We start from the raw sequence: 12,286 nt of genomic DNA, 5'->3' as shown, positions 1-12,286 counted from the left end.
ACGGTATGATCTGCAATACAAAGCGGCCACTATCTATGAAGCTTATCCTCAGCCGTCACGGCAACACTTTTGAGCCCGGCGATAAGGTCGTTTGGGTCGGCCGCAGAACCGACCTCCCGCTTACAGGAGAGGGCTGCCGCCAGGCTCAAGATCTCGGAAACACTCTGTGCCAGTCGGGTGTTAGGCTCGTTGGACTCTATTGCGGACCGCTACGGCGCACGCGTGAGTATGCTGAGATCATCGCGGAGCGGATCGGTGGCGCGTCCCTACCAATTGTTGACCCGAGTCTAGCCGAGATCGACTATGGTGCATGGGAGGGTTTTAGCAGTCAGGAGATCATAGATCAATTCGGAGGGGAGGAATTGGACGCGTGGGAACGCAGCGGCGCGTGGCCTGAATCGCCTGGTTGGAGCCCTTCCGAGGCCACGTTGGCACATGGCGTCACGACCTTTGTGGGGCAGCTCCCTCGGACGCAGGGAGAGGATAGCGCGGTCCTCGCCGTGACGAGCAACGGCGTGCTGCGCTACTTCCTGCGGCTTGCCGGCAGTACGCTATATGGCAAGGTCGCCACAGGTCATATCTGCATTCTTGAGGTACTGCAGGGAAACTGCCGGGTCAACGCATGGAACATTGCACCAGATCCGGATCATTTGTCAGAGCTGTTGGCTAAGGCCGGATGATGCCGCAGCATCTCATTGTAAACGGCGACCGCACGGATGCCGGGGGCGGCCTTGAGGAGCGGAACAATCTCAGCAGCGAAGATATGCTCAAGAGGATCGGGGCGACGCCGGTCGCGCGGCGGCCTGCTCTGCGATGGAAGACGCGCTTCCTTCTCGATGCGGTAAGCTGTCGCCCGGCTGATCGACGCCTCAATGGAATTGTTTTGTCGGTACTTCATAAAAAGCCTCGTCTGAATGATCGGGTTACATGGCGACCCGGCACGAAGGTGATTCTCCATTCTCAGAAAATCACCCACGCTACCGGGCCAACCGCGATCATGAGACGCCGAAAAATTGCGCCGCTGCGGGAGTGTAACTCCGGTCGGGCTACGCCCTCCCTTGGTCACACCCCCGCCGCCGAGTCTCATCCTGATTGACGCGAGTTTCGCGGTAGGGACGCTCATTACTGAGCGCCCCCCGCACAGATCCACGCGGGCGGCTTTTCCGCACGTGGCTCCTAACTCGAGTGTTTGACGGCGAAGCGGACACTCGGCCATGGATGAAGGTTGCAAGGCTTGGGAAGCTAGTCGTTGGCTAACTGCGCGATCCGTTCCCACGTAGCGCCGTCCTTCTGGCTGCGTCGCTGAAGCGAACGCCTCCAAAGGTCGATCACCCGATACCTGAACGCCGTGGGCGCCCGGATATTCGTTGGAACCGCGAAATATGCGAAGTGCCCGCCAACGGTCTGGCCCAGCCACTTCCCCTGCTTGGGAATCGGCCAGTGCATTCGCCGTCGCAGCTCGACCTTAATGTCCTGAAGCTTCGCCCGCATGCGGTCGCCGCGGGTCTTCCTTTGAAGCTGGAAGCGCCCTCGACGTGATTTTCCGCAGATGAACGTGAACCCCAGTAAGGCGAAGGTCTCCGGTTTGCCGAGCCCGCGCTGCTTGCGGTCGACCGCCGCCAGGAGGCCAAACTCAATCAGGCGAGTCTTGTCCGGATGAGCGACAGCATGAACTCCTCAAGCCTCGCGCGGATCGCATCGAGAAAGCGACGAGCGTCGCCCTCATGCTCGAAGCCAACGACCACATCATCGGCATAGCGCACGATTATCATATCGCCGGTGGCCTCGCGCTGTCGCCAGCGCTGGGCCCAACTCCAGAAGCCATTGAATATAATCGGCTCGGCAACAATTGCCGCGATCTCTCCACGACACCTCTTAAAAGCGTTTGTGACTGCTTCCGGGTCATTCCACTCAACGGCCACTATATTCGAGGCATCAGAGGACGGTTGGCCGAGAGACATCGGCAAGGGTCCATGGCCCGGCCGAGAAGCTGGGGACGGAGGAACTGAAGGATTAACGCTACGATTATCGAACCGATAGCGCCCGTCCACGGGTGCCGCAATTCAAACGCGTAACGCGCACCGGCGCGCTCAATCACCGCCTCGGGCCCGCGCAAGCAGGTGAACCCTGCGCGGCAGGAGAGAGCTGTGAGCTTGACCTGGTTCGACTAACCGAACCGTGTCACGCAAATCGGGTCCTGGCTCTGGATTCCGTTGCTAATTCAAGGAACACGATGTCGCCTAACACACCTCTTGACCTCAGCAGTGATGTGAGCCTCGGATCAAACACCTAGTCAGAGCCGCGGGCGCTTGTTCGCCCATGGCTGCAACTGTTCGAATGCCGCCGAGACCCGCAGCACGCCGAGATCGTCGAAGCGTTTGCCGACGATCTGCAGTCCGACCGGCAGCCCCGCCGGAGTAAAGCCGCATGGTACGCTTGCGGCCGGGTTCCAGGACATGTTGAACGGGTAGGAGAACTCCGCCCACATAATCCAGTCCCAAGGATGCGTTGGCCAATGATCGGGCATCAGCTTCTCGGCTGGGAAAGCGGCGACTGAAGCGGACGGTGTCACTAAAAAGTCCCAATCCCGGAACCAGCGATGGATGTTGGCAACGTATACCATCTTCCGCGCACGCATCTCTTGATGACGTGCGACGGAGACGTTCTCTGAATGCTTGATGCAGGCGACGAGCCCAGGATCCATCTCTGCCTCCCATCTCGGTAGGTACTGTGCGAGGCCGGTCGCTTGGGCGGACCAGAAGAACCGGATCAGTTCCGGTCCGTCCTTCGCCCACGGGATGGTTACTTCCTCAACAATTGCGCCAAGTTCCGTAAAGCGTGCGACGGCGGCCTTCACCAGCTCTGTGACTTCCGGATCGACGCGAGCGACACCCAGATCGGGGCTATAGGCGATGCGCCTGCCCTTCACGCCGTCGCGAAGCAGGGCGAGATAGTTGGCAGGCCCCACCTCTAGGGACGTGTAGTCGAGGAAATGCGGACCGGCCATGACCTCGAGCATCAGTGCGCTGTCAGCGACGGTGCGTGTAATCGGCCCTTTGTGGTTCGTCATGTCACTTCCGGGCAGTGGATAATTCGGCACGCGCCCGAAGCTGGGCTTCAGTCCAAACACACCGCTGAAATGCGCGGGCATGCGGATCGATCCAGCACCGTCACTGCCCTGGTGCAGAGGCCCATAGCCCGCCGCTGCAGCGGCGCCTGCGCCGGCCGAGGATGCGCCAGCGTTGTAGCCGAGCTTCCATGGATTGCTGGTGATCCCCGTGAGTGGGCTGCGCGAGACACCGGTCCAGCCAAACTCCGGCATGGTGGTTTTGCCGATGACGATCGCGCCCTCGTCTCGCAGACGCGACACGAGCGGCGCATCCTCGATCGGCTGATCGCGGACGACGATCTTGCTGCCGTTCCGTGTCGGCATGTCCTTGGTGATCGAATCCTTGATCGTGACCGGCACGCCGTGCAACCGTCCGATTCGCACACCGCTCATCAGGGCGGTTTCCGCCTTTTTCGCATCGTTCATCGCGCGATCTGCGGCAAAGTAGGCGAAGGCGTTCACCTTGGGCTCCAGCTCGGCAATGCGGGCCAGCAGCACGCGCATATACTCGACGGGCGAAATCTCTTTGGTGCGGATCAGCTCGGCCAGCTCGACGGCAGGCATAAAGCCGATGGTCTCAGAGTCCATTATCTACCTCGCTCTATGGATACTGATAGCTCAACGTTTTTTTGATGCCGATCGCGGCCGAAAGCTGGAAAAGGGGGTGTTCCGTTCCGGGTTAAAGCGAAGTTCCGCAGCGTTGGACGCAAGCGGTCGACCGTGCAACATCACAAAACTCCCGCTTGGCGCAAACACAAGCGGAGTTTGAACCAAAAACAGTCGATCGAGTGTGTTGTTATCGTAAAATCTACGCGACATTGTTGTTGCAATGCAGATTGATCAGGATAGGGGGACGCCTCGCGACGCCGCCCACCGGGTCACCGGAGGCGGTCACCCGCCCCCGGTTCCCACAGAACGTGGCGTGCGGAGCTACCGCACCACGCTCTTCGGCAGTTAGTTCACAGCACCGCGAGTGCCTGCAGTTCCCTATGCGGGAGCCGCAGTTTGGGTCGCAGTAGCGGGTCGTCTAATCGGCCGACCGTCAAGGGGGTAGATGCAAGGCAGTCGTCCTTTTTGCCGATGCTCGTTCGTTCGTATGCCGGGTACAGGGTCGTCTACGCGGTCGATGCAAAGTTGATCGCCGCAGGATGAGTTTCGCAGGTGAGATCTTCCTATGTTCGTTACGCACTCTGCTAACGAGCAGTTGCTTCCCGCTTCGCGGATCGTAATAGGCATAGTGGCCGCGCAGGACGCGGTTTTATTTCCGCAACCTGATCACTGATTTTATAATGCCGTATTCGCCGCATCAGCTCCTGCAGAGACAGAAGGCTGCGCTTTAGCCGAGATTTTTCGGTGCGCATCCCAACCTTGAATGTCGGTAGCTTTTTAAGTTGTCCGGTTTTGGTAGCACATCATTTGTCCGCTTCTGTTTTGCGTCGAAGCGGTTCACGCGGCCTGCCCTGTGCGGCAGGTCTCTTGGATTGCGGCGCCGTCGGGCATGTATCGAGCAATGCGGCGGGGCCATGGAAGACCGCGAGCGTGCCATCCGGATAGTGCCTGATCTTGACCGTGGCTTTGACGAAGTGATGTCGGATCGGGCTCTGCGGCAGCTGCAATCGCAGCCGCGCGAAGGCGATCGTGTTGTCGCGGGCAACCACGCGCTCCTCCTCGATGCACAGGATCTGAGCCAGTTGTTGCGGGTCGGCGGCGACAAAGGCGCTGTCTTCGACCGCGGCTGGCCTGGCGAAGCGGGCATTGTGAGCCGGCAGATAGGTCTGTGCGATGAAGCGGTTGGCGGCCTGGATATCAGCAATGCCGGCCAGCGCCAGTTCCTTAGGCGCCGATCCTGCAAAGTGGAGAACATCCGCTCGGAGCGGCCCCTGGCTTCAGGCGAATAGGCCGGGATATGCTCGATGCCCAGTTGCCGCAGCGCCCGCCCGACCTGGGTCGGCCGGCTCTTGTCGACCGCCTCGCCGGCCTTGAGCGTCACGAAATAGTGGCTGCCGCGATCGGTGTAGAGGCTCGACGGCAGTCCCTTGGCGACCAAGGTCTCCAGAAGTCCCTGAAAGCTCGACGCCGTGCCTTCCTCCTCGATCAGGAAGGCCGAATAGACCGTGCTCGTCGCGTCGTCCATCGTCACGATCAGGTCCAGCATCGGCTGGCCTTCCAGCCAGGCATGCCGGCTGCCGTCCTGGTGCAGCATCATCCCCTCGCACGGCTTCCTTTCCCGCTTGCGCCGGTGAGCACCGCGCCGCTTGGCCCGTCCCACCAGGCCCGCCGCGTGAAGCTGCGTCTTGATGAAGGTGTAGCCCCAGCTGAAGTCGTGATCGCGCAGCAGGTGCTCGTGGAAATGCTTCACACTCCAGCCAAGGTAGCGATGACGATAAAGCTCCAGCATCTCTTCAATCGCTTCCGCAGGCACCCGACGGTCGAAATCTTGCCCAAACGCCGGTCGAGCAACCCAACTTCCCCAGCCTCTTCGTAACGGTCGCGGTAGCGGCGAAATTGCCGCTCCGACATGCCAAGCAACTCGCCTGCCTCCATCGTCGAAAGATGGCCGCCTTCCCAGCGGCGCAAAACGTCCAGAAACTTCTGCATTCTCCGGTCCTGTAGCCATGCTGTCCGTTTCATCCCCAGCCTCCCATGCGCTGGCGATAAAACCGGTTCGATCGGATTGAGCTTGGGCAGAGACATGGAGTCGAGGGAGGCCGAGAGACTCGAAGTAATGGTTGCTAGGGCCTGTTGGACCGCCGGGTGTCCTCACATGCGCCAGAATCCCGTCGGTGAACCGGCGGCAACCGCAGTTCCGAACTTTGGCACGCCATGACGGCGGAGTTCCTTGAAGCGGTTGTGCCCATTCCCCCATTGCCGCCAGAGATACATGCGTAGTCTTCGGCGGATCCACGCTTCCAAGTTCGCAAGCACCCGTGGGGTCTGGCAGATATAGCGTGATGGGGTTGTCTAATCGCGGCAGGGACGTCAAGTATCTTCGCGCTTTGAGATGCGTTTGCCGGGTACACGGTTGTCTTCGCAGTCGACATCAGCCGCATGATAGAGGTTCGCGGGAGGAGCCTTCAATGTGGACGACGCACTTTGCTGAGTCAGCGGTGCAACCCCCTCAGCGGAATGGCTCGGCCGCACGTCCCGGCAGGGACGTCCCAGGCGCTCAGATCTTGGACGCTATCCCCCAGTTTCATGTTGTGGCTCCTGCGTTGCGATCAAAGAGCTCGCCAGTCTTGAGCATCGCATGCATCGTGACCGCCAGTTTGCGCGCTACGGCAACGGCGGCGCGTTCGAAGCCGATCCTTTCGCGGAGCTTGAGGCCCCATGTGCGCAGGGTGCTGTTGGTCGAGCTGCGTGTCAGAATGACTGCCGCCGCCTCGTAGTGAAGCCCGCGCAAATGACGATCGCCGCGTCGGGAGATGTGACCGTCATAATCGACCTCCGGCGCGTCGTCAGCCCGAGCCAGGCCTGCCGCATTCTCATGTCGATCCCCGCCGTCGGCACGATCACCGCAACCTCTTTCGTCACCGCCATCGAGGAGCCTGACAACTTCAAGAAGTTCCGGCTCTGTTGGCGCCTGGCTTTGGCGCGCAGCGGCAACAAGCTGACGCCCGCGTTCGGCGGCACGGATGCGCATGCTGCGCCAAGCCTCCAGCATCGGCAGCACGATAGGAGCGAGCCGGTCCTGATCGACAAGAAGGCTCCGGACATTCTTCTCGAACGTGCTTCCCTTGCCCGCAGGAACGAGCAGCCCGAACGTTTTCATGAGCCCACGGATCTGGTTGGAGAGTTCGGTCGTGATCCTGACCAGCCGGGTGCGTGCCGCCACGAGCGTGCGCGTCAGCATGCTGTCGAATCCTTTCACCCGCACCTCACGGAAGAACGCTACTTCTGCAAGATGGGCCAAACCGTCGGCGTCGTTCGCGTCGGTGATCGACCAATCGATCAAGTCGACTGCACGCTGAAGTATCGCCTTGGTCTGAGCAAGCCTGGGTGAAACCGCGATAACAACTCCCATTGAGTCTCGGTAATCGCCTTTCCTGACGATCGGGATCTTGGATTTAACCTGCAATTTGATCTCGGCGACACCCGGCACGGCAGCCGCCCGACTGTCACCATCGATCCACTCGAGAGTGCCATCGCGATCAGGAAGCAGGGACCGCCAAGCCGCAATTTGCGAATGCCTTCTGAGCAAATTCCATTCATCGCCGATGACAAGCTTGATGTGCTCGGTGACGAGATCGACGCCGTAAGCCAACTGAACCGGTTGAGGAGTGCCACCAAGACGCGGATTAACTTCAATGACGACTGGGCCACGCTTCGTCCACCGGAGTTCAATGCAGGATGGCCCCCAGCCAAGGCCGAGAGCTTGCAAACAGCTCAACGAAACATCGGCTATACGCTCATGCTCGTCATCAGTCAGCGGTGCCGGAAAGATGCCCTCACTATAGACGAAATGCGGTGGGGGGCCGAAGCCAGCGGCCTCAATCCCAATGACCTCATTTCCCATTATAATAGCCGCATAATGGGAGCCTCGTGCGAATTCTTCCACTAATATCCTCGGCGAAGACCGCCATACGTGCTTCCCGCCCAACAGATAGCTCGTATGTTCGGCCAACTCGTCGACGTCCCGGCACAATCGGACACCGGTGCTACCGTTGCCGACCGCTGGCTTAACAACCACCGGCAGGCCGATCTCCGTGGCAGCGCGTTCAACTTCCGCCGCATTTTCTGCCAAGCGATAAGCAGGGATTGAAACGCCGGCCTCCGCGAGGAGTTGACGTTGAGTGAATTTATCGCAGCATCGTTCAATCGATGCGGGGTTAGGCCCCGGCAGATCGAAACGGCGACAGAGCTTGGCAACTCTCGCGCAGACCCACTCTTTGGCGCAGGTAATGCCAGCAATATCATAAATCGCCCATAGCCGGGAACATTCGCGGATCAGCGCATGGAGATCGTCTGTATGGACCCGGATTGCCTCAATGCTTTCCGTCTCAAGACAGTCGTACTGAGCTGGATCAGCTGACAAGATAATTGGCCGAAGTCCAAGTCGCTGGGCCGCTTGGACATATAGCAAGCCATTACCCGTTGGATCACCTTCCACCAAAATGAGTGCTCTTCTTGCCATTGGCCGTCGACCCTCCATAATGTACTGCGCGGCAGTCGAGGTAATCGCCCTCATATTTTTCAGCCGGGGCTGACCTCAGACGTTGTAGTGAACGTACCATCGTCGCCGATTTGCGGTTGTTAAGATTCTATAAATTTACATAAAATCCTGCCTAGCCAGTTGGGCATCTCGAAAAACCTCGCCGGCCGATGTCTGATTCACTTCGCCTGTGATTTGCGCGGAGGCAATGGATGCCGGACAGGCCTATGTGCAGCTGAGCACAGCCGGCGACCCGCTGGAGAAGCTGAACGCGGTGGTGCCGTGGGAGGTCTTCCGTAAGCTTGGCCAGCGCTCCCTAGTTGTTTGATCCGGGTTTGATGGGCATCTTTATCCTCCGAATCAAAGGATGCGCTATGGGCGAGGTGCTGTATCGCTCGACGGATCGCCTCTGTCGTCGTGGCGCTCCCATGCAGAAACCTGGCGGTTGTTCTGCTTGCCGAGTTGGCCGCAATACTGCCGGGCCACACGACCGAATGCTTCCCCTTCTTGGGAAAGCCGGTGTCGTCGACGGTCCAGGCGCGGATCGGCCCCTGACGCTCGAGTGCCGCCAGAACCTGCGCCTGCACGACGCCAAGCACGGCATCATCTGACCAATCCGCTTTCGCCATGAAGTGACGCAGAGACTGGGCGCCGCCTGAACACGCGCAGGCAGCCGCGCTGCCATTGGCTCCACTCTCTTGCGGTCGCCCGGCAAAAGCAGCCGGTGCAATAAGCCTTCAGCGGCGCCACTCGGTCGGCATGACCCAATGCCGAGGCGAGCGTCTCGACATAGGTCGCAAAACGCGATTCACGCGTTTCGATTCCGTCTTGGATATCCATCGCTCCCTCCATTTGAAGCCGGAGTCTCCATTATCGCAATCAAACGAAGTTTATGACACAGTACTACTAGGGCCCGGACCCATAAAGGGCTTCCATTGATGTGGCTGTCATGATTCACGGTCTCCGCAGATGGAGGCTGTTGATGAATCGAGACTATTTCTGGCTGACGGACGCACAGTTCGCGAAGCTGAAGCCGCACCTGCCCACCGACACTCGCGGCAAGCCACGGGTAGATGACCGCCGGGTTATCAGCGACATCATACATGTCAGCAAGAGCGGCGGGCGGTGGGTCGATGCGCCTGTGGCCTATGGCCCGAGAAAGACGCTCTACAACGCTCCCAGTGTTGGGCAGCAAAGGGCGTATGGAGCGACATCTTTCATGCCCTCGCCGGTGCGGATAAACCACCGGCCCAGCTTCTCATCGATTCTTCGGCGTGCGTGCGCATCGTTGCGCGGCAGAGGGTAAAGGGGGAACGCAATCATGCCATCGGTCGATCACGCGGCGGACGCCACCAAGATCCATGCTCTGACCGACGGCTTGTGGCGGCCCGTCGCCTTTATGCTCACCGCCGGCCAGGTTGCCGACTGCAAGGCGGTTGAAGTCCTTCTCGAACAGATGCCGGAAACCGGTCTCGTCAACGCTGACAAGGGCTACGACAGCAACGCCATCTGCCGACAGATCAGTGAACGGGGGCCTTCGCCAACATCCCGCCAAAGGCAAATCGCATCTGGAAGAACTGCTTCTCGCCCTTTCTATACCGCGACCGAAAACGCAATCGAGCGCATGTTCTGCCGCCTCAAGGACTCCCGTCGGATCGCAACCAGATACGACCGCCTGGCGACCAATTTCCTAGCCGCAGTCTGCATCGCCGCGACCGTCAGCTTCTGGTTATGAGTCCAGGCCCCTGGTAGGTCGCCTGGCTGATTCCCGCCGCCGGCAGCTCTCGGCCACCGGAGCCAGCTGCTCCCGGCTTCAGAATGAACGCCTTCTACGCGTCCGAAAGCTTCGAAGCCTTCATGGTCTTCCGCTCCTTCCAGCCAAGAAGGCTACCGCAGAAAACTCCGGTTCCGAACGATCCAGTTTTTGGGGACCAGAGCAGCGCGTGTCCGCTAACCGCGTCGTGCGTCTTATGATAGTATTTCGTGTCGATTTTTAAAATGCGGTGAACGAATTCATGACAGGTATATTCATTTGTTACAGTTATGTAAACATGATTGACAGCAGGCATGATATCGTCCTAGCATGAACTTTGAGACTGGTTCTTGTGGCGCCCATCTCTTGGCCATTTGGTAAATACTTCAGCGCTGCACTTTGATAATTGGATTGTATAGGTCAAGTGGTGGCGACGAACGACATTCTTGTATCTTAGACGGTCCTGTGCATCAGTTATTGCGAGAAACAATGCCATGACCAAAATTGACGAATCTGCGTTAGCAGCTATCTCAGAGGTGGTGAAGAACACTGTCCTTCATAGGCTAAGCGCTATTCACGCACCGCTCTCGTTTGTACAAGTTGGAGGAAATGACGGGATCACTGATGATCCAATCCACGACTTCATCGTACAATATGGCTGGACTGGTGTGATCGTAGAGCCTGTACCGACCCTATTCGAACGTCTAAGGCAAACCTATCGCGAGACGACCGGGATCCAATTTGAGATGTGTGCATGCTCTGACTCACCGGGCATCGTTACATTCTATCATGTTAACACAGAGAATGACCTTGGCTTGAAAATTTCGAGCTTTAGCTTAGAAACTATAATGCTTCACGCTGACAGCATACCAAACCTAAAGGATATAGTTGTGCCGATTGAGGTTTCAGTCAAGCGCGTGTCTCAAGTCATCGACGATACAAGAAAAGACAAGATTGATGCCATATTCATTGACGCAGAGGGGCACGATGATAGCGTGGTTCGCGGAATTGATCTAAATAGACACCGACCACAAATAATATATATAGAGCATAAGCACCTAAGTTACTATAAAATTTACTACCTAGACAGAGAACTTCTTGAGGCTGGCTATCGAAAAATTCGCCTGTACACTGATACATTATACTATCTTAATAGCGGAACGGTATCGGACTATTGCGCCAGTTTTCACGATCTGTCGCACGCATGCTTTACTCGAATCTAGCGGTTGTTAGGGTCCCGCCAGTTCACGGCCTGTTAAGCATGATGCAAGCTAACGCGATTGGCGACGGCCTTAGTATACTGGCCGTCAGTGCGAGCCGGAAGAGAGATCAGTCGTGGGGGCGGCTGCGGCGGCAGTGCAGATGCGGATGATGAAGCAGGTTCTGGCCCCAGGTGTGCAGCACGGCGAAGAAGCCAATCTCGGCGCGCAGGTACTTGGGATCGGCGGCGCCAAATAGCGCCGAAATGGCGTCGCGCTCTCGCAGGGCTGCAAGCCAGAGAAGAACTGCACCTGGCCGGCCGCCGCTATGTCTATGCCAAGCCGCCTTCGCCGGACCAGTGTCCTCGGCTACCTCGGCCGCTACACGCACCGCAGCGCCATTTCCAACAACCGCCTCATCGACATCGAGGACGGCTGTTCGTTTCCGCTGGAAGTACTATCGGCACGGCAATCGGGAAAAGGTCATGACCGTCTCGGCCGACGAGTTCATTCGCCGCTTCTTGTTGCAAGTCCTGCCCCGCCGCTTGCATCGCATCCGCTACTACGGCTTTCTCGGCAATCGTACCGCGCCCAAAAAGCTTGCCCACTGCCGCGACCTGCTCGGGTTGCGTTCGCGGTTTGGTGTATCGGGGATCTACTCAGAGCTTATTGAAGGTCCGCGATCATTGCGACCAGCCGCTCGCGGACAGCTTCGTCCAGGATGAATTGATCGTGCTCTCGGGCACCGCTCGCGATCTTCGCGGGCCTTGGTTAGAATACGGAACTTCTCGCTATTCAACCACGCTCCGCCTTGTCCGATTTCCAACAATGTCGGATACGCGGCGTAGTAGAGTCAGATCTATCAGCTTGGTTAACCGTTTTCTTGTTTGGCACGGAACATGCGGGGTCATCCGCAAACGCGTCACGGACTGAGGAAACATCGTCCCATGCTTACGCTCACCGAAAATACCGACGCTCCGGATCTCCCACTTGCAGAACGATCCAAAGATGAGGCTCGAGAAAGTCCTGACAGCACGAAGACGATTGCTTTCGTCCTCCGCTCGGGCGGCGAATTC

Annotated in this window: 9 protein-coding genes and 7 pseudogenes; 7 read left to right on the top strand and 9 right to left on the bottom strand. The window is 58.5% G+C overall.

Annotated features, from left to right (window positions below):
- Nucleotides 1–5: 5 nt before the first annotated feature.
- Complete coding sequence (locus NKH83_RS27880; RefSeq protein ID WP_352808242.1) at nt 6–680, top strand: histidine phosphatase family protein; 675 nt, start codon at nt 6–8, stop codon at nt 678–680.
- Here the strand turns inward: NKH83_RS27880 and NKH83_RS27875 are convergent.
- The 3 genes and pseudogenes from NKH83_RS27875 to NKH83_RS27865 all read right to left on the bottom strand — a co-directional run.
- A pseudogene (locus NKH83_RS27875) lies at nt 665–942 on the bottom strand (IS21 family transposase); the annotation flags it as partial. The gene NKH83_RS27880 and the pseudogene NKH83_RS27875 sit on opposite strands and share 16 nt — an antisense overlap.
- 695 nt (nt 943–1,637) lie before the next feature.
- A complete protein-coding gene (locus NKH83_RS27870; protein ID WP_352808241.1) occupies nt 1,638–1,961 on the bottom strand; it encodes an RNA-dependent RNA polymerase family protein in 324 nt (107 codons plus the stop codon).
- A gap of 332 nt (nt 1,962–2,293) precedes the next feature.
- A complete protein-coding gene (locus NKH83_RS27865) occupies nt 2,294–3,673 on the bottom strand; it encodes an amidase family protein (RefSeq protein WP_352808240.1) in 1,380 nt (459 codons plus the stop codon).
- 959 nt (nt 3,674–4,632) lie between these two features.
- Here NKH83_RS27865 and NKH83_RS27860 point away from each other — a divergent pair.
- Entirely contained in the window at nt 4,633–5,007 is a 375-nt protein-coding gene (locus NKH83_RS27860; protein ID WP_352808239.1) for a hypothetical protein, read from the top strand.
- 8 nt (nt 5,008–5,015) lie between these two features.
- A complete protein-coding gene (locus NKH83_RS27855) occupies nt 5,016–5,594 on the top strand; it encodes a hypothetical protein (protein ID WP_352808291.1) in 579 nt (192 codons plus the stop codon).
- A 14-nt stretch (nt 5,595–5,608) separates the two neighbouring features.
- On the opposite strand, the pseudogene NKH83_RS27850 reads toward NKH83_RS27855, so the two are convergent.
- The 5 genes and pseudogenes from NKH83_RS27850 to NKH83_RS27830 all read right to left on the bottom strand — a co-directional run.
- Nucleotides 5,609–5,653: pseudogene (locus NKH83_RS27850) on the bottom strand (hypothetical protein); the annotation flags it as partial.
- 216 nt (nt 5,654–5,869) lie between these two features.
- A complete protein-coding gene (locus NKH83_RS27845; RefSeq protein WP_352808238.1) occupies nt 5,870–6,034 on the bottom strand; it encodes a hypothetical protein in 165 nt (54 codons plus the stop codon).
- 268 nt (nt 6,035–6,302) lie between these two features.
- Nucleotides 6,303–7,043, bottom strand: a pseudogene (locus NKH83_RS31730) (transposase); the annotation flags it as partial.
- Nucleotides 7,041–8,240, bottom strand: a pseudogene (locus NKH83_RS27835) (ATP-grasp domain-containing protein); the annotation flags it as partial. The pseudogenes NKH83_RS31730 and NKH83_RS27835, both read right to left, overlap by 3 nt.
- A gap of 450 nt (nt 8,241–8,690) precedes the next feature.
- Nucleotides 8,691–9,098: pseudogene (locus NKH83_RS27830) on the bottom strand (transposase); the annotation flags it as partial.
- A gap of 109 nt (nt 9,099–9,207) precedes the next feature.
- On the opposite strand from NKH83_RS27830, the gene NKH83_RS27825 reads away from it, so the two are divergent.
- The 3 genes from NKH83_RS27825 (at nt 9,208) to NKH83_RS27815 (ending at nt 11,234) form a co-directional block, all read left to right on the top strand.
- Nucleotides 9,208–9,564, top strand: a complete 357-nt coding sequence (locus tag NKH83_RS27825) for a transposase (RefSeq protein WP_352808237.1) — start codon at nt 9,208–9,210, stop codon at nt 9,562–9,564.
- A 15-nt stretch (nt 9,565–9,579) separates the two neighbouring features.
- Nucleotides 9,580–9,993 carry a transposase gene (locus tag NKH83_RS27820; protein WP_352808236.1) on the top strand — a complete coding sequence of 138 codons (414 nt, stop codon included), beginning with the start codon at nt 9,580–9,582 and terminating at the stop codon, nt 9,991–9,993.
- 512 nt (nt 9,994–10,505) lie between these two features.
- Nucleotides 10,506–11,234 (top strand): FkbM family methyltransferase, encoded by a 729-nt coding sequence (locus NKH83_RS27815; RefSeq protein WP_352808235.1) that lies wholly within the window; start codon nt 10,506–10,508, stop codon nt 11,232–11,234.
- A gap of 130 nt (nt 11,235–11,364) precedes the next feature.
- Here NKH83_RS27815 and NKH83_RS27810 read toward each other — a convergent pair.
- Nucleotides 11,365–11,460 (bottom strand): annotated as a pseudogene (locus tag NKH83_RS27810) (transposase); the annotation flags it as partial.
- Nucleotides 11,461–11,486: 26 nt separating this feature from the next.
- Here NKH83_RS27810 and NKH83_RS27805 point away from each other — a divergent pair.
- Nucleotides 11,487–11,833, top strand: a pseudogene (locus tag NKH83_RS27805) (transposase); the annotation flags it as partial.
- Nucleotides 11,834–12,286: the final 453 nt, after the last annotated feature.

The organism is Mesorhizobium sp. M0909 (genome assembly GCF_040319515.1).
Lineage (GTDB): Bacteria > Pseudomonadota > Alphaproteobacteria > Rhizobiales > Rhizobiaceae > Mesorhizobium.
The sequence above is the reverse complement of the archived record's forward strand: the minus strand, read 5'-3'. Positions and strand labels throughout refer to the sequence as shown.